The organism is Bradyrhizobium sp. CCBAU 11386 (assembly GCF_028128955.1).
Lineage (GTDB): Bacteria > Pseudomonadota > Alphaproteobacteria > Rhizobiales > Xanthobacteraceae > Bradyrhizobium.
On record NZ_LBKA01000169.1, the window covers coordinates 1 to 17774 of the forward strand.

The 17774-nt window shown below is 66.0% G+C and carries 15 protein-coding genes; 7 read left to right on the top strand and 8 right to left on the bottom strand.

The window, feature by feature from the left end; translation table 11 throughout:
• Positions 1-107 precede the first annotated feature (107 nt).
• Positions 108-1004 (bottom strand): bifunctional helix-turn-helix domain-containing protein/methylated-DNA--[protein]-cysteine S-methyltransferase, encoded by an 897-nt coding sequence (locus tag XI09_RS10980; RefSeq protein WP_271566848.1) that lies wholly within the window; start codon positions 1002-1004, stop codon positions 108-110.
• A gap of 55 nt (positions 1005-1059) precedes the next feature.
• Positions 1060-1593 (bottom strand): DUF2244 domain-containing protein, encoded by a 534-nt coding sequence (locus XI09_RS10985; RefSeq protein WP_271566849.1) that lies wholly within the window; start codon positions 1591-1593, stop codon positions 1060-1062.
• Between the two features lie 22 nt (positions 1594-1615).
• Here XI09_RS10985 and nth point away from each other — a divergent pair, with 22 nt between their 5' ends.
• The 3 genes from nth to XI09_RS11000 all read left to right on the top strand — a co-directional run bounded on the left by nth (position 1616) and on the right by XI09_RS11000 (position 5248).
• Complete coding sequence (gene nth, locus XI09_RS10990; protein WP_271566850.1) at positions 1616-2368, top strand: endonuclease III; 753 nt, start codon at positions 1616-1618, stop codon at positions 2366-2368.
• Positions 2369-2490: 122 nt separating this feature from the next.
• Positions 2491-3633, top strand: a complete 1143-nt coding sequence (locus XI09_RS10995; protein ID WP_271566851.1) for an HlyD family secretion protein — start codon at positions 2491-2493, stop codon at positions 3631-3633.
• Positions 3620-5248, top strand: coding sequence for an MFS transporter (locus XI09_RS11000; protein WP_271566852.1), 1629 nt, complete (start codon positions 3620-3622; stop codon positions 5246-5248). Before XI09_RS10995 ends, XI09_RS11000 begins: the two co-directional genes overlap by 14 nt.
• Positions 5249-5429: 181 nt before the next feature.
• On the opposite strand, the gene XI09_RS11005 is transcribed toward XI09_RS11000, so the two are convergent.
• The 3 genes from XI09_RS11005 to XI09_RS11015 form a co-directional block, all read right to left on the bottom strand.
• On the bottom strand, positions 5430-6170 hold the full coding sequence (locus XI09_RS11005) for a sulfate transporter family protein (protein WP_028172460.1): 741 nt from the start codon (positions 6168-6170) through the stop codon (positions 5430-5432).
• 210 nt (positions 6171-6380) lie between these two features.
• Positions 6381-7796 carry an MFS transporter gene (locus tag XI09_RS11010; RefSeq protein WP_271566853.1) on the bottom strand — a complete coding sequence of 472 codons (1416 nt, stop codon included), beginning with the start codon at positions 7794-7796 and terminating at the stop codon, positions 6381-6383.
• 322 nt (positions 7797-8118) lie between these two features.
• Entirely contained in the window at positions 8119-9051 is a 933-nt protein-coding gene (locus XI09_RS11015) for a LysR family transcriptional regulator (protein ID WP_271566854.1), read from the bottom strand.
• Between the two features lie 106 nt (positions 9052-9157).
• Here XI09_RS11015 and XI09_RS11020 point away from each other — a divergent pair, with 106 nt between their 5' ends.
• Entirely contained in the window at positions 9158-10330 is a 1173-nt protein-coding gene (locus XI09_RS11020; RefSeq protein WP_271566855.1) for a CoA transferase, read from the top strand.
• Positions 10327-11274 carry a hydroxymethylglutaryl-CoA lyase gene (locus tag XI09_RS11025; RefSeq protein ID WP_271566856.1) on the top strand — a complete coding sequence of 316 codons (948 nt, stop codon included), beginning with the start codon at positions 10327-10329 and terminating at the stop codon, positions 11272-11274. The genes XI09_RS11020 and XI09_RS11025 overlap by 4 nt, the downstream gene beginning before the upstream one ends.
• Positions 11275-11432: 158 nt before the next feature.
• Here XI09_RS11025 and nikR read toward each other — a convergent pair whose 3' ends face one another.
• Together nikR and XI09_RS11035 are read right to left on the bottom strand one after the other, a co-directional pair.
• The gene (gene nikR, locus XI09_RS11030; protein WP_271566857.1) at positions 11433-11879 is read right to left on the bottom strand and encodes a nickel-responsive transcriptional regulator NikR; all 447 of its coding nucleotides are present in this window, start codon (positions 11877-11879) and stop codon (positions 11433-11435) included.
• A 191-nt stretch (positions 11880-12070) separates the two neighbouring features.
• Positions 12071-14536, bottom strand: coding sequence for a heavy metal translocating P-type ATPase (locus XI09_RS11035; protein WP_271566858.1), 2466 nt, complete (start codon positions 14534-14536; stop codon positions 12071-12073).
• Between the two features lie 62 nt (positions 14537-14598).
• Here XI09_RS11035 and XI09_RS11040 point away from each other — a divergent pair, with 62 nt between their 5' ends.
• Complete coding sequence (locus tag XI09_RS11040; RefSeq protein WP_028172468.1) at positions 14599-14874, top strand: metal-sensitive transcriptional regulator; 276 nt, start codon at positions 14599-14601, stop codon at positions 14872-14874.
• Positions 14875-15051: 177 nt separating this feature from the next.
• Here XI09_RS11040 and XI09_RS11045 read toward each other — a convergent pair whose 3' ends face one another.
• On the bottom strand, positions 15052-16032 hold the full coding sequence (locus XI09_RS11045; RefSeq protein WP_271566859.1) for a YiiX/YebB-like N1pC/P60 family cysteine hydrolase: 981 nt from the start codon (positions 16030-16032) through the stop codon (positions 15052-15054).
• Between the two features lie 191 nt (positions 16033-16223).
• Between XI09_RS11045 and XI09_RS11050 the strand changes: the two genes are divergently transcribed.
• Positions 16224-17621, top strand: coding sequence for a flavin monoamine oxidase family protein (locus XI09_RS11050; protein WP_271566860.1), 1398 nt, complete (start codon positions 16224-16226; stop codon positions 17619-17621).
• Positions 17622-17774 lie beyond the last annotated feature (153 nt).

Consider the following 17774-nt stretch of genomic DNA (forward strand, 5'->3'; position numbering starts at 1 on the left):
CTTCAGAACCCCGGCAGAGGCCTTCTCCTCTCAACTGTTGCACTTCGAGTGTGAATCCACCTCCTGGCTTTCGCCAGGACGACCATGCGGGGGCGGCGTGGCAAGACCTACTGCACCCCCAGCTTCCCCGCCTCCCAGCCCAGCATCGCCTGCTTGCGGGTGATGCCCCAGTGATAGCCGGTGAGCGTGCCGCTCTTGCCGAGCGCGCGGTGGCAGGGCACGACGAAGGAGACCGGGTTCTTGCCGACGGCCGCGCCGACGGCGCGCGAGGCTTTCGGGCTGTTGATGTTGCAGGCGATGTCGGAATAGGACACTGCGCGTCCCATCGGGATCTTCAGCAGCGTTTCCCAGACCCGCACCTCGAAATCGGTGCCGATCATCACCACGCGCAGCGGCTGGTCCGGCCGCCACAGCTTCGTGTCGAAGATGCGCTGGGCGAGCGGGGCGGTGCCTTCGTGATCCTCGACGTAAGTTGCGTTCCGCCAGCGCCGCATCATGTCGGCAAGCGCTGCTTTTTCCTCGCCGGGATCGGCGAAGGCAAGTCCCGACAATCCGCGATCGGTCGCGATCACGATGGCGGTGCCGAACGGCGAGGGATGAAAGCCGTAGCGCAGGGTGAGGCCCGCGCCGCCGTTCTTCCATTCACCCGGCGACATCGCTTCATGGGTGACGAAGAGATCGTGCAGCCGGCCCGGCCCCGACAGGCCGGAGTCGAGCGCGGCGTCGAGCACGCTCGCGGAATCCCTGAGCAGGCCCTTGGCGTGGTCGAGCGTCAGCGCCTGCATGAAAGCCTTCGGCGTGATCGAGGCCCAGCGGCGGAACAGATGGTGCAGCTCATCGGGCGTGACGCCGGCCGCATCCGCCATCGCCTCGATGGTCGGCTGCGCGCGCCAGTTCTCCGAGATGAAGGCGATCGCCCGGCGCACCGAGTCATAGTCGCGCAACGCGGCGTTCTGGGAGCCCGGCTTGGTCAGGCGCTGATCGTGTATGGCGAGTGTCATCATGACCGGAAATGTAGGAGAGGGGGGAGCTCAAAACCACCCGATTTCCGACGTGACATCAGCGAATGGGGTTGAAGGTCGGTCCCCGCTTGGCGGCGTTCAGCGCCTCAACCAAGCCATTGTAAAAGCTTGTTTTTTCTTCAGGCCCCAAAAAGCCGGCGAGCTGGAGCCGGCGGCCACGCGAAATCAGGTAGAGGTGTTCGAGGCCAAAATCCTCGTCGACCTCCAGGTCGAGCCGGACCCAGAGCGGATTGAACGTCCATTCGGCGACCTGGCCGCGATGGCTGACGCGCCGCACCCGCAGTTCCGAGGGCGTGACCACGATCTCCTCACTGGCCCGCGCCGCGCGGAAATTGACCTTGAAGGCCCACCAGATCACCAGCACGTCAAGGCCGAAGAAACCGAGCACCGGCCACGCGCCCATCATCAGGAAGACGAGGCCGGTGACGAAGCTGACGGCGCTCAGGAACAGCATCACGGCGAGGAAGCCGGTGCGGTTCAGCGAGCGGTGCGGCGTCAGCAGCGCCGAGAAGATTTGAGCTTCGCTCTGGTCTTCACAGTCCCTGCGCTCAATTTCGTTGCCTGTGCTCATCGTCCCTCAGTATATCCCGATCATGGCGAAAATCACCCGCAAGCCGGTCCCGCGCAAAGCAGCCGTGCCGAAGAAAAAAGCAAAGGCGGCTGTGGCGAAGCCGAGGGCCCCTGCGAAGAAATCGCTCAAGGCGGTCAAACCCTGGACGCCGGCGGAGATCCATGAGGTCTTCAGCCGTTTCCGCAAGGCCAATCCGGAGCCGAAGGGGGAGCTCGAGCACGTCAACCCCTTCACGCTGCTGGTCGCCGTGGTGCTGTCGGCGCAGGCCACCGACGCCGGCGTCAACAAGGCGACGCGCGCGTTGTTCGAGGTCGCCGACACGCCGCAGAAGATGCTCGACCTCGGCGAGGAATCCTTACGCGAGTACATCAAGACCATCGGCCTCTATCGCACCAAGGCCAGGAACGTGATCGCGCTGTCGGCAAAGGTGCTCAGCGAATTCGGCGGCGAGGTGCCGCGGACGCGGGCCGAGATCGAGTCGTTGCCCGGCGCCGGGCGCAAGACCGCCAACGTGGTGCTCAACATGGCCTTTGGCGAGCACACCATGGCGGTGGACACGCATGTCTTCCGCGTCGGCAACCGCACCGGGCTCGCGCCCGGCAAGACGCCGCTGGAGGTCGAGCTTGGTCTCGAAAAGGTGATCCCGGCCGAGTTCATGTTGCATGCCCATCATTGGCTGATCCTGCACGGCCGCTATACTTGCCTCGCGCGCAAGCCGCGCTGCGAAGTGTGCCTGATCAACGATCTTTGCCGGTGGCCGGAGAAGACGGTCTGAGCAACAACTGAGTCATTCCGGGGCGCCTCGAAGAGGCGAACCCGGAATCTCGAGATTCCGGGTCTGGTCCTTCGGACCATCCCGGAATGACGGCGGTGAAAGCGAAGCGTTTGGGGTCATTCGTGAGTCAACAAGAGCAAGTCTCCTCGCCGCCAGCCGTAGCTCCAGCAGCACCAGCCCCACCGCCCAAGCCGACGCAGCGGCCGGCGAGCTCGCTGTGGAGCCGGTTCGCGATTCCGCTGTTCGCGGTCATCGTCGCCCTCGCCTTCGTCGCGCTGGCGACGCTGCGCTTCGACGAATGGGTCGGCAATGCCGTGATCCAGACCACCAATGACGCCTATGTGCGCGCCGAGCTGACGCGGCTGGCGAGCCGCGTCTCCGGCGAGGTGCTGACCGTCGCGGTGACCGACTTCCAGCGCGTCAAGGCCGGCGACCTTCTGATTCAGATCGATCCCGCGGACTATGCGGCACAGGTCGCGCAGTCCGAAGCCGCGGTCGCCGCCGCGCAAGCCGCGCTCGACAATCTGGCCAACCAGGTCGAGCTGCAATATGCGACGATCGCGCAGGCGCAAGCCGCGCGGCTGTCGGCCGAAGCCATGGAGGTCGAGGCGCGGCAGGAGCAGGAGCGTCAGCAATCGCTGTCGCAGACCGAGTCCGGCACGCGGCAGCGGCTCGAGCAGGCGGTCGCGGCTTACGCCAAGGCGCAGGCCGACGTGCGCGCGAGCCGCGCCGTGATCGCCGCCCAGCAGCACCAGCTCGAGGTCCTGCAAGGCACCAGGAAGCAGCGCGCCGCCGATCTCGAAGCCACCAAGGCGACGCTGGCGAGCGCCAAGCTCAAGCTCGGCTACACGAAGATCACGGCACCGTTCGACGGCGTCGTCGGCGAGCGCCAGGTGCAGCCCGGCGACTACGTCAATATCGGCACCAACCTCATCAATGTGGTGCCGCTGCCGAAGGTCTATGTGATCGCGAACTACAAGGAGACCCAGCTCACGCACGTCGCACCGGGCCAGCCGGTCGAGATCACCGTCGACAGTTTTCCGCGCGAGAAGCTGCGCGGCCGGGTCGAGCGCATCGCACCGGCGACCGGCGCGCAGGTCGCGCTGCTGCCGCCGGACAATGCGACCGGCAATTTCACCAAGGTGGTGCAACGCATTCCGGTGCGGATTCAGCTCGACGACAACCAGCCGCTAACGGCGCGGCTCGTGCCCGGCATGTCGGTGGTCACCAGCATCAACACCGCGGGCATGAATGGCGGAAAATGACGATTCCGATCGCGGGCCGGTCTCGCGCGGCGGCGTCGCGCCACAGCCCCTGTTCGCCGTGGCGGCGGTGCTGCTTGGCTCGTTTCTCGCCAATTTCGACAGCCGTCTCACCACGGTCGGACTGCCCGACCTGCGCGGCGCGTTTTCGCTGACGTTTGACGAAGGCGCCTGGCTCTCCACCGCCGGCATCGGGTCGCAGATCTTCATCGCGCCCGCGGTGGCGTGGCTCGCGACGGTGTTCGGGCTCAGGCGCGTGCTCGGTATTCCCAGCCTCGTCTACGCCGCGGTCTCGCTGATCATCCCCTTCGTGCACGACTATCCGACGCTGCTCGGGCTCAGCGTCGTGCACGGTCTGCTGCTCGGCACCTTCGTGCCGGCGACGCTGATGATCGTGTTACGCAATCTGCCGATCCGCTGGTGGGTGCCGGCGATCTCGATCTATTCGATCCGCGTCGGCTTTGCGCTGGACACCTCGAGCTCGCTGGTCGGCTTCTATGTCGACCATCTCGGCTGGCAATGGCTGTACTGGCAGGGTGTCATGATCGCGCCGCTGATGGGCCTGATGGTCTATCTGGGGACGCCGAACGAGCCGGTGAACCGCGCGCTGCTGCGCGAGGCCGACTGGGGCGGCATGCTGCTGCTCGGCGCCGCGGTCTCGATGATCTATGCCGGGCTCGACCAGGGCAACCGGCTGGACTGGCTGGGCTCCGGCACGGTGATGGCGCTGCTCGCCGCCGGCGCGGCGCTGTTCGTAGGCTTCCTCATCAACGAGTCGCTGGTGCGCCAGCCCTGGGCGCATGTGAACGTGCTGTTCTCGCGCAATATCGGATTGGGGCTGGTCCTGATCCTGCTCTACACGCTGACCAGCCTGTCCAACGCTTCGCTGGTGCCGAATTTCCTCGCCGCCATCGGCCTGCTCAGGCCCGAGCAGAGTGGCCTCTTGCTGCTCACCTATGGCGCGTTGCCGATGCTCGTGCTGGTGCCGATCTCGATCTGGCTGCTGCGGCATTTCGATACGCGGACGGTGCTGGTCGTGGGATTTGCCTGCTTTGCCGCGGCCAATCTCTGGGGCACCCAGCTCACGCACGACTGGGCCCGCGAGGATTTTGTCGGCATCGTGCTGCTCCAGGCGATCGGCCAGTCGCTGACCTTGCTGCCGCTGATCATCACGCTGCTGTCGAACTCCGATCCGAGCCGCGCCACGTCCTTCGCCGCCTATATCCAGATCATGCGGCTTGGCGGCGCCGAAATCGGCGTGGCGCTGATGGGGACCTGGCTGCGGGTTCGCGAGCAGGTCCATTCCTTCTATCTCGGTCAGAACCTCGGCGTCGGCGATGCCGACGTGGTGCGGATGCTGAAGCAGCTCGCCGACCATTTCGCCGCTCATGGCACAGGATCGGCGCAGGCGCGCGCAGTGGGAACGCTCGCAAGCTTCGTCCAGCGCGAGGCCAATGTGCTCGCCTATATCGACGGCTTCTGGCTCTGCTTCTGGCTGGCGATGGCCGCGCTTGGCGTCGTCGCGCTGATCACCCGCGCGCCGCCGGGCCCGTTCACGCCGGCGCCGTTCGGCTTCGCAAGGATGCTGCTACGCAAATGCGGAGTGCCGGTGACGTAGAGCGTGGTGGTCGTTGGGTCGATCAGTTGGGCCACGGCCTCGCTCCACCTCTCCCGTAGGGAGAGGTCGGATCGCATCCATGCGATCCGGGTGAGGGATTACGGTTTCACTGTACGCTGCGGCCCCTCACCCGGATTGCTGCGCAATCCGACCTCTCCCCGCCGGGGAGAGGTGAAGACCGTCACCGCATCTGCCGCGCTGGCTCGATCAGCTCGGGGCGCGGGCCTGATAGCCGCTTGTGCATGTGGACCATGAAGGCCATGCCGAAGATCGGCGTCGCCAGGTTGACGATCGGGATCGAGACGAAGGCCGCGATGATCAGGCCGGCGGCGAAGACGGTCGCGGCATTGTCGCGCCGCATCGCCTTGGCTTCCTCCGGCGAACGGAAGCGCATCGCAGCGAGTTCGAAATATTCGCGTCCCAGCAGCCAGGCCGTGGCGAGGAAGAAGATCAGGAAACCGGCGCCCGCCAGCAACACGAAGGGCAGCGCGATCAGATAGACCAGGATGGTCAGCAACGCGGTCTTGACGCCCTCGTAGATCGCCTGGCTGAAAGGCAGCGCCACGCCCGGCCGTTCGGCGGGATAGTGTTCGCGCTCGACATGGTCGGCGACGTCGTCGACGAACAGGCTCGCCACCAGCGAAGTGATCGCCGGCATCAGGAACACCGCTCCGAACACGACGCCCAGGCCCGCCGCGATCGAGACGATCCAGGCCAGGACTTCGAGCGAAGTGTGCCAGCCGGGACCGAGCAGGCCTTCAAGCCAGACTTCGCCATAGGTCGCGAACCAGCTGAGCAGCCGCTGCAAGCCGATCGCGAGCACGGTGATCAGCACGAGCGCAAGCCCGATCGATCGCCACAGGATCGAGCGCATCGGCGGTGAGATCATTTGCGACAGCGCCTTCACGGCGGCATCCAGCATGGGGGACCCTCTCACGAAACCACCCGCGAGAGGTAGACATGCCGGATCGCTTCGGCAAGGGTTGTTGACCTGCTACCGTGCCGCGGCCCAGGGCTTCGCCGGCGATGCCGGCCCAGCAGGTGATAGCGCTGCAGACGGTGCTCCAGCGGCCGAACCCCAGCGCGGCGGCGCCGCTGATGGCCGGATTGGTCGCAGCGGGGTGAGGGCCACTCACATCGCATCCAGCGGCTTGCCGCGCACGTTCGGACCGAACAGCGCCATCGCGATCACCACGATCAGCATGGCCGCGGTGATCAGGCCGAACACGCCGGTGACGCCGCCTTCCTTCAGCATGTAGGCGACGATGAAGCCCGAGAACGTCGCGCTCAGCCGGCTCATCGAATAGACGAGGCCGGAAGCACGTGCCCGGATCTGGGTCGGAAACACCTCGGTCTGATAGGCGTGGTAGGCATAGGACATCGTGGTGTTGCAGGCCGTCAGCAGCACGCCGCAGACGATCAGCAGAGCGGGCTCGGTCAATTGCGCGAACGCCATGCCGAAGACGATGATGGCGACGCAGGCGCCGGCGATGATCCAGCGCCGCTCGAATTTGTCGGCGAAGCTCGAAGCGAGCAGCGGCGCGATCGGATAGGCGAAGGCGACGATGAAGGAATATTGCAGGCTCTTGGTGACGTTGATGCCCTTCTCGACCAGCAGCGTCGGCACCCAATTGGCAAAGCCGTAGAAGCCGAAGGCCTGGCAGAGGTTGAACACCATGAACAGGACCACGAGCGAGAGATAGGGCGGGCGGAACAAATCGGCGAAGCCGACATTCGTGGTCGATCGCACCGCCTGGCGCGCAGGCGACGTCGCGGGCCGTGAGCCGGCACCGCCGCTGGCAGCCTCCAGCGTCGTCAGGATGCGAAGCGCCTCCTCGTTGCGGCCGTGCCGCGCCAGCCAGAGCGGGCTTTCGGGCAGGAACAGCCTAAGCACCCAGATGATCATGCTGGCGGCCGCGCCGATCAGGACCACCCAGCGCCAGCCCTCGACACCGTAAGGCGCGAGCGGCACCAGCCACCAGGCGAGGAAGGCGACGACGGGGACGGCGACGAACATGATCGACTGGTTCACCGCGAAGGCGCGCCCGCGCATTCGGCTCGGCACCAGCTCGGTGATGTAGGCGTCGATGGTAATGACCTCGACGCCGATGCCGATGCCGGCGAGGAAGCGCCAGAACAGCAGTCCTTCCGGAGAGGTCTGGCAGGCCATGATCACGGAGGCCGCGGTGTAGCCGAGCAGCGCATAGGTGAAGATCGCGCGCCTGCCGAAGCGGTCGGCGAGGAAGCCGAGGAAGAAGGTGCCGACGAACAGGCCGGCAAAGGTCGCGGCGACGAAAGCGCCGATGCCGGCGAAGCCGAAGAACGCCTGCGTCGTCGTGCTCAAAAGTCCGCTGCGGCTCAGGCCCGGCGCGATATAGCCGGTGAGGAACAGATCGTAGATCTCGAAGCAGCCGCCGAGCGAGAGCAGGATGACGAGGCGCCAGACATAGGACGTCCCCGGCATTGCCTCGAGTCGCCGCGAGATCTCGTCCGGCACGGACGGCGCAGCGCCGAGCTCAAAGCCTGCGTCGATGCCGACAACGCTCATGATGTCCTCCCCCTGGCGTGCGGATCGCACGCGGTTCCCGGCGGCTCATCTCTGTTGTGTGTCGTGAACTCTGCCGGATCGCGCCATGTTGGCCGGTCAAGGGCGGAAATCCAGAAGAACATATCGATGGAAGCGTTCGAGAATTTCGAACTCGTGGTTTCTTCGCCTCGCCCCGCGCTCGCGTTAGCGCAACCGCAGATCGGCATTTCGAGAGGTCGTCATGCCCGGGCTTGTCCCGGGCATCCACGTTCCTGGTGCGGTGTGGCGAGGCGTGGATGGCCGGGTCGAGCCCGGCCATGACGCCGGATGTATTGGTCGCCCCTTACCCCGCCAGCTCCGCCTGCCAGCCGCCGCTGCGCACCTGCTCGGCGATCAATGCGAGCATCAGACGGCGCATCTCTTCCATGGCGTAGGTCATCGGGCGGTTGCGCAGGCGGCAGAGATAGAGCGTGCGGGTCAGCTTCGGCTCGATCACCTTGCGTGCGATCAGCCGGCCGGCCGCGAGCTCCTCGCGCGCGAACAGCTTTGTCGCGATGGTGCAGCCGAGCCCTTCCACCAGCGCGCCGGTCATGCCGGTGATCGAGTTGGCGTGCAGGATGGCGCCGCCTTCCAGCCGCTTGAGCAGGACCGGATCGTCCAGCAGCGCGCGCGAGGACAGGCCGAGACCGTAACGAAGCAGGATCAGCGGCATCCGGCTCAGCTCCTCGAACCGGATCGGCGCCTTGCCCTTGCCGACCAGTTTCGGAATGCCGACCAGGAACATCTCTTCCTCGAGCACGGCCTCCGTAATCAGCTCCTTCTCCGACGGCGGATTGTAGACCAGTGCGAGGTCGACGTTGGAGACCATCAGGTGCATCAGCGTCGCGCCGGACAGGCTTTCGGTCAGCGACAATTTGAGCTTGGGATATTTGGTCAGCACCGTGCGCATCAGCTCGACGCCGATCGCCTTGACGCCGGAATTGGCCATGCCGATCGAGATCTCGCCGGCGATGACGCGGGCGCCCTCGCGCACCTCGGTCTCGGCCTCCGCCATCGCGCGCAGGATGATGCGCGCGTGCTCATAGAGCCGCTCGCCAGCCGCCGTCGGTTCCATGCCGCGCGACTTGCGCTCGAACAGCGGCGTTGCGAACTCGGCCTCCAGGTTCGAGATATGATGGCTGAGCGCGGATTGCGCGACGTTCACCTGGTCAGCCGCGCGCGACAGGTTCCGCTGCTCGTAGACGGCGATGAAATAGCGGAGCTGGCGTGAATCCATGGGCGATCAAGCGTTCTAGAACTGCGAAGGCAATCTTCGACAGATTATATTTTTCAGAAGGCTTGTGAAGGCCTAGTCTCCTGGGTGGACGAACAGGGAGTGATGCATGACTGAGGCCGGATTGCCGCTCGAAGGCGTGCGGGTCGTCGAGATGACCCACATGGTCATGGGTCCGACCTGCGGCATGATCCTCGCGCAGCTCGGCGCCGAGGTGATCAAGGTCGAGCCGCCCTCCGGCGACAAGACCCGTTCCCTCGGCGGCATGGGGACGGCGTTCTTTCCGCTGTTCAACCGCGGCAAGCGCAGCGTCGTGCTGGACTTTGAGAAGCCCGAGGATCGCGACACCATGCACCGTCTGCTCGCGACGGCGGATGTGTTCCTGGAGAATTTTCGCGATGGCCTGCTGGAGAAGCAGGGGTTAGGTGCCGAGGAATTACGCCGCCGGCATCCGCATCTGATCATCGCTGGCCACAAGGGCTTTCTGTCCGGCCCCTATGAGCATCGCCCCGCGCTCGACGAGGTCGTGCAGATGATGTCGGGCCTCGCTGCCATGACCGGCACCAGGGAGAAGCCGCAGCGCGTCGGCTCCTCCGCCAACGACATCATGGGCGGCATGTTCGGCGTGATCGCGATCCTCGCCGCGCTCTACCAGAAGCGCGGGGGAAAACGCGACGGTGCCGACATCCGCATCGGCCTGTTCGAGAACTGCCTGTTCCTGGTCGCCCAGCACATGGTCGAATACGAGATGACCGGCAACAAGCCGCGTTCGATGCCCGAGCGCGAGCACGCCTGGCCGATCTACGATATCTTTGATGCCGCGGACGGCGAGCGCATCTTCATCGGCGTCGTGACCGAGGGGCATTGGCAGAGCTTCTGCCGGGAGTTCGGCCTGACCGAGCTTCTCGAAGATCCCGCCTTGCGCACCACGACCGACCGTATCCTGGCGCGGCCGCGGATCATTCCGCGCGTCGCCGGGATCATCCGGCAGCAGAACGTGGCAGAGCTGTCGCAAAAGCTCGACGCGCTCAACATCTGCTTTTCGCCGATCAACCGGCCCGAGGATCTCCTCACCGATCCCCATGTGTTGCGCCCGGGCGGGCTCGTCAGCAATTTCACCGCCGACGGCAAGCCGTTCCATGTGCCGGCTCTGCCGGTCGAGTGGAACGGCAGCCATCTCGGCGAAGGCCTGAAGGTCGCGCCGCTCGGCGCCGACACATCCGCCGTTCGTGCCGAGATCGACGCCGACATCACATCCAAAGTCCAAGGGAGGCGCGCATGAGCCGGATCGAGACGATTTACCCCTCAGATCGCGTCAGCCTGCGCGAGGTCGGCCTGCGCGACGGGCTCCAGCTCGTGAAGAAATTTCCATCGACCGAGGCCAAAAAGCGCTGGGTACGCGAGGAGTATGTTGCGGGCGTGCGGCATTTCGAGGTCGGCTCGTTCCTGCCGGCGAAGACCTTCCCGCAATTCGTCGATGTTCGCGATGTCATCGGGGCGGTCGCAAGCCTGCCTGGGGCTCACGGCGTCGCGCTTGCGCTCAACGAGCGCGGCGTCAATGAGGCGCTGGAATCCGGCGTCGGCGAGATCGCCTCGGTGGTCTCGGCCACGGAGGAGCACAGCCAGGCCAACGCCCACCGCTCGCGCGAATCCGCGATTGCCAATGTCAGGCGGCTCTGCGAGATGCGCGACGCCAGCTCGCACAAGCCGCTCGTGAACGCCGCGATCTCGATGGCGCTGGGCTGCTCGATCGCCGGCGCGGTCGATCCTGCCGAGGTGCTGCGGCTGGTCGACAAATGCCTCGAGGCCGGCGTTGATTTCGTCGCGATCGCCGACACCGTCGGCTATGCCGGCCCGAAGCAGGTCGCCGAATTGTCGCGCGCCGCGGTGAAGCTCGCAGGGCGAAAGCCGATCTGCATCCACCTCCACGACACCCGCGGCATGGGGATCGCGAACGCCGCGGCGGCACTAGACGAGGGCGTCCGCATCCTCGACGGATCGCTCGGCGGCCTCGGCGGCTGCCCCTTCGCGCCCGGCGCGACCGGCAATGTCGTGTTCGAGGATCTCGTATTCCTGTGCGAGAGCAAGGGCTTTGCCACGGGCATCGACCTGGAGAAGCTGATCGGAGTGCGCAGGATCTTGCGCGAGGAGATGCCGAACGAAGCGCTGTATGGCGGCGTCGCGCGCGCGGGCCTGCCGTGCGGGAGCGCGGCGAGGGCGGCGTGAGGCTGGGTGCCTAATTTGCGCTCGTGTCCCGGACGCGGCGCGGCATGCAATGACTCGACGCAGAGCCGGGATCCATCTCGCTCCAGGTTGTGGGCCCCGGCTCTGCAGCGCACCGCTAAAGAAGCGCTGCGCTGCGTCCGGGGCACGAGAGCTTGAACCTACTCGTGCCGGTGCGCATGCTTGCGCACCTTCGCCTGCTTCCCTTCCCCCGTCGGGATCATCACCACACGCCCGTAGCGCACGCCGCGTTCGGCGATGATGTGGTCGGCGAAATGCCTGACCTCATCCGCGGCGCCGCGCAGCGCCGTCATCTCCATGCAATTGTTGTCGTCGAGATGGACATGCAGTGTCGCCAGCGCGAGGTCGTGATGGCCGTGGAATTCCTGCACCAGGCGTTTCGAGAGATCGCGGGCGGCGTGGTCGTAGACATAGACGAGACCGGCGACGCAGGGGCCGGTCTGCGCCGTATCCTCTGACGTCTGTTGCAGTCCGGCGCGTGCGAGGTCGCGGATGATCTCGGAGCGGTTCTGGTAGCCGCGCGCCTCTGCCGCGGCGTCGATCTCCGCCAGCAGATCGTCCTCGATCGTGATCGTAATTCGCTGCATCAAATGCTCCCTCGTGCGGCGCCGCTCTCCTTACCTCGCCCCGCTTGCGGGGAGAGGTCGGAATTCAAGCCTAGCTTGAATTCCGGGTGAGGGGGACTCTCCGCGAGTCTCACTTGTCGTGAATTCGCGGAAGCAGCCCCTCACCCCAGCCCTCTCCCCGTAAGAACGGGGAGAGGGAGAGGACCTTTACCTCACAGCCGGGTCGTACGAAGCCGCAGCGCATTGCCGACCACGCTCACCGAGGACAGCGCCATCGCCGCCGCAGCGATGATCGGCGACAGCAGGACGCCGAAGGTCGGATAGAGGATGCCGGCCGCGATCGGAATGCCGGCGGCGTTGTAGATGAAGGCGAAGAACAGGTTCTGGCGGATGTTGCTCATCGTCGCCTGAGACAGCTTTCGCGCGCGCACGATGCCGACAAGATCGCCCCTCAACAGGGTGACGCCGGCGCTCTCCATCGCCACGTCAGTGCCGGTGCCCATGGCGATGCCGACTTCGGCGGCGGCCAGTGCCGGGGCGTCGTTGACGCCGTCGCCGGCCATCGCGACGCTGCGGCCGGCCTTTTGCAGCTTCGTCACCACCGCGCTCTTCTGGTCCGGCAGCACCTCGGCCTCGACCTCGGCGATGCCGAGCCGGCGCGCCACCGCTTGCGCCGTGGTGCGGTTGTCACCGGTCAGCATGATCACCTTGATGCCCTCGGCGGCGAGGGCCTTCAGCGCCTCGGGCGTCGAGGCCTTGACCGGATCGGCGATCGCGAACAGGCCGGCGAGCCGGCCATCGACGGCCATGTTGATGACCGTTGCGCCATCGCCACGCAGGCGTTCGGCCTCGGTGTCGAGTGTTTTGGTGTCGATCCCGATCGACGACAGATATCTCGCGTTGCCGAGCACGATGGTCTTGCCGTCGACCTTGCCGGTCGCGCCCTTGCCCGTCGGCGAATCGAACTGCTCGACCTGGCCGAGTGTGAGCTGCTTCTCCTTGGCCGCGCGCATGATGGCGTCGGCCAGCGGATGTTCGCTGGCGCGCTCGACGCTGGCCGCCCAGCGGAGAATGTCGTCGTTCGCAAAGCCCGAAGCCGGCACGATCGCGACCACCTTGGGCTTGCCTTCGGTCAGCGTGCCGGTCTTGTCGACCACCAGCGTGTCGATCTTCTCCATCCGCTCCAGCGATTCCGCGTTCTTGATCAGGACGCCCGCCTGCGCGCCGCGGCCGACGCCGACCATGATCGACATCGGGGTCGCGAGCCCCAGCGCACAGGGGCAGGCGATGATCAGCACGCTGACGGCGGCGACCAGGCCGAAGGCCAGCCGCGGCTCCGGCCCGAACCAGGCCCAGGCCGCGAAGGCGGCGAGGGCGACGACGATGACGGCGGGCACGAACCAGCCGGCGACCTGATCGGCCAGGCGCTGGATCGGCGCGCGCGAGCGCTGCGCATCGGCGACCATCTGCACGATCTGCGACAGCAGCGTCTCCCGCCCGACCTTGTCGGCACGCATGATGAAGCTGCCGGACTGGTTGAGCGTGCCGGCGATGACCTTTGCGCCGGTTTCCTTCGTCACCGGCATGGATTCGCCCGTCACGAGCGACTCGTCGAGCGAGGAGCGCCCCTCCAGGATGACGCCGTCGACCGGCACCTTCTCGCCGGGGCGGACACGAAGACGATCGCCGGCATGGAGCGTATCGATCTCGACCTCATGCTCGCTGCCATCAAGCTCGACGCGGCGTGCGGTCTTTGGCGCGAGCTGCAACAGCGCCTTGATCGCGCCCGACGTCGCATCGCGGGCGCGCAGCTCCAGCACCTGGCCAAGCAGCACCAGCACGGTGATGACCGCGGCTGCCTCGAAATAGACGGCAACCGCGCCCTCATGGCCGCGGAAGGTGGCGGGGAAGATCTGCGGCGCGACGGTGCCGGCGATGCTGTAGACGTAAGCGACGCCGGTGCCCATCGCGATCAACGTGAACATGTTGAGGTTACGCGTCACCAGCGACTGCCAGCCGCGGACGAAGAACGGCCAGCCGGCCCACAGCACCACGGGGGTGGCGAAGACGAGCTGGATCCAGTTCGACAGCGTCGCATCGATCCAGCTGTGCGGGCCCGCGAGATGGCCGCCCATCTCCAGCACCACCGGTGGCAGCGCCAGCGCGCCGCCGATCCAGAACCGCCGTGTCATGTCGGCGAGCTCGGGATTGGGGCCGGTCTCCAGGCTTGCGACCTCCGGCTCCAGCGCCATGCCGCAGATCGGGCAGGTGCCGGGTCCGACCTGGCGGATCTGCGGATGCATCGGGCAGGTGTAGATCGTGCCCGCGGGCATCTCCGGCTCGCTCGCCTTCTCCCTGGCGAGGTATTTTGCGGGATCGGCGGCGAACTTGGTGCGGCAGCCGGCCGAGCAGAAATGGAAGGTCTCGCCGTGATGCTCGAACCGGTGCTTGGACGTCGCGGGGTCGACCGTCATGCCGCAGACGGGGTCGCGGACCGTCGTCGCGGCATCGCCATGGTCATGGGTGTGATGATGGGCGTGGCCGGCGTGATCGCCGTGCCCGCCGCAGCATGAGGCCGCCGCGGGTTTCTCGTTCGGCGTCGTCGCGGCCTTGCTCGAACAGCCACATCCGGTGTGACCGTCCGCGTCGTGATGATGCCTGTGTTCGGCGTCGTTCATTCCCATGCTCCGGCCTTGTGCTCGGTCTTGCAACCCATACCCGGTAGGGGTATATAGACGGCATGCGCAAGGACATCAAGGCATCTGTCGGAAAACGCCTCGGCCGGATCGAGGGGCAGGTTCGCGGCCTGTCGAAAATGGTAGAGGAAGACCGCTACTGCATCGACATCGTGACGCAGATCTCGGCGGTGCGCGCCGCGCTGCGCCGGGTCGAGGAGGAGGTCCTGAAGGACCACGTCGCCCATTGCGTCGAGCACGCCATCACGAGCGGCGACAAGGCCGACCAGCGCGCCAAGATCGCGGAGCTGATGGCAGTGATCGGACGGGCGGAAAGGTAGTTTCGTATTCTTCGGTCGTTGGGGAAGCGCACGATATCTCCCCAACGTCGTCCTGGCGAAGGACCCATACCGCGGTATCTATCGATTGCGTTCGGTAGCGGTACCGAACGACGAGTCCTCGCCAAACGTCTCCCTGGGGGAATAGGTCTCCTGGCTTTCGCCAGGACGACGGCGGAGTTAAGCCGCGCTCTCGCGCGCCCGTCCGCGGCGCCGTGGGCGGTACATCGCCAGCTTCTTCAGCAGCGAGACATGCTCAGCGGCGGCGCGTTCGACCATCTCCGCGGGCTGCGCGTCTACTTGCTCAGCCGGAATCTTATCCGGCGCCTCTTCGTCAGCCGCTTCAGGAACGAGCGGCGGCGCACTGATCGTTTCTGGAAACACACTGAATGTGCCCGCTACCTCCTCGAGCGGCTTTTGCTTGTCGGCCCAGTGCAGGGCCGTGTAGTCGAACCCGTGCACGATGGTTGGTTTGACGACTTCGAAATAGGGCGAGATGTCGAAGTCGCGGGGCATGTAGAGCGAGGAATCGCGGATGTGCAGGATCTCGCGGCGCGCGGCGCGGCTGCCGGCCTTGGTGATCTTGGGCAGGATCGGATAGCGCACGGCGTCGAAGGCCTGCGCGATCAGCGCCGAGCAGATGATCTTGGTCGGATCGCCCGAGCCGATCGCGATCATGCGGCGCCGCCAGCGCTGCGGTATCGGTAGCGGAAACAGGAAGCGCATCAGGTCGACGATGTTCTTGGTGTCGTAGCCGAAGCCGATGCGGTTGATCGCATAGCGGCAGACCGTGGTGCGGTCCTCATGGGACAGCCCGACCGGGCGGCAGACCCGGGTGTGATAGGGGAAGTATTTCGACAGCGGCGCCGAGGTGACGCCTTCGCCGATATTGGCCTCGATCAGCACATGCGGCTCGCCGTTGGGCTCTTCCGCACCCTCGATCGGGCCGACATAGAGCGCGGCATGCGACCAGGTCGACTGCGTCAGGTATTTGATGATGCCGGAGATGCGGTTGTTGCCCTCGACCAGCAGCACGTCGCCGGGCTCGATGATGCCGCGCAGGTGCTCGGGATCGCTCGGCGTGAACGGCTCATAGCCCGGCACCTCCTTCGAGAGGTACGCGGCAATCAGCTTGCCGAATGAATCTAGGACCGTCCCCATGTCGAACTCCCCCGCGGCCTTTTCCGGCCACCTTTTTTCCTTCTCTATCATGGTCGAAACGTGTTGCAATTCGGTTCATCACTCTGTGAGATCAAGCACGATTGATTCACCATGATGGTTGCCGTGCAACATGAGATACGGCAAGGTTCGCTGGCTGTTCCCGTTCGCCGCAAGTCTCCGGAAACCATGCCATGACAATCACGCGCCGCGGCTTCCTTTCGGCGTCGGCGGCCTTTGCGGCGATGCCGGTCCTGCGCGCAACCGCCGCCCCCCTGCCGCGCGAGGCTGACATCGTCGTGATCGGCGCGGGGGCAGCCGGAATTGCCGCAGCGCGGCGCATCATGGCGGCCAATCGCAAGGTCGTGGTGGTCGAGGCGGCATCGCAAGTCGGCGGCCGCTGCATCACGGATACGACGACCTTCGACGTGCCGTTCGACCGCGGCGCGCGCTGGATGCACAATCCCGAGACCAATCCGATGATCGGGCTGGCGCGCAGCGCCGGGCTCGACGTTCTGCCCGCGCCGTCGGGCCAGAAGATGCGCATCGGCCGCCGCAACGCGCGTGCCGGCGAGACCGAGGAATTCTTGGCGGCGCTGGTGCGCGCCAACCGCGCCATCGACGAGGCCGCGCGCGGCAAGCTCGATACCTCCTGCGCCTCCGTGCTGCCGAAGGATCTCGGCGACTGGGCGGGCGCGGCCGAGTTCATGCTGGGCGCGAGCTTTGCCGGCAAGGACCTGAAGGAGCTGTCGGCGATCGACAAGGCGCGCGCACAGGACCGCAATGCCGCGATCGCCTGCCGTCAGGGTCTGGGTACGCTCATCACCAAGCTCGGCGAGCAGGCGCCGGTCGCGCTGTCGACGCCGGCGAGCCGCATCACCTGGAGCAACCGCGACGTCAGCGTCGAGACGCAAGGAGGCAAGATCGCCGCGCGCGCCGCCATCATCACGGTCTCGACCAACGTACTGATCGCAGGCGCGATCAAGTTCGCGCCCGATATTCCCAAGCGCACGTTAGACGCGGCGTCAAAGCTCACCCTCGGCAGCTACGACCACATCGTGCTGCAACTGCCGGGCAATCCGCTCGGGCTCGCGCGCGACGACATTCTCATCGAGCAGAGCAATTCGACGCGCACGGCGCTGATGTTCGCCAATATCGGCGGCTCCTCGCTGTGCTCGATCGATGTCGGCGGCTCGTTCGGCCGCGATCTGTCGGAGCAGGGCGAGAAGGCGATGGCGGCCTTCGCGAAGGAATGGATCGCAAAACTGTTCGGCAGCGAGGCCGCGGCCACCGTGCAGAAGACCAGCGCGACGCGCTGGAATGCCTCGCCCTTCGTGATGGGCGCGATGTCGGCGTCCTCGCCCGGCGGTCAGCTCTCGCGAAAAATCCTGACCGAGCCGATCGGCAATGTGTTCCTTGCCGGCGAGGCCACCCACGAGACGCTGTGGGGCACCGTCGACGGCGCCTGGGACAGCGGCGAGCGCGCCGCGGACGCAGCGCTGCGCAAGATCGGCGCGTTGAAGGACGAGCCGGCCGATGTGCCGACGCAGTCGACCAAGCGGCGCAAGGCGACGCGGCCGCTGGGGAATTGATTCAGCCGTCGGCCCGACGCGCGCCTCAAACTCAACTCGTCGTCCCGGCCTAGTGCGCAATTGCGCACGGGGGGCCGGGACCCATAACCACAGGGAGTGGTTTGGCGAAGACTCGGAGTTACCTGTTTCGCGCTACAAAAGCTGACCGGGGTA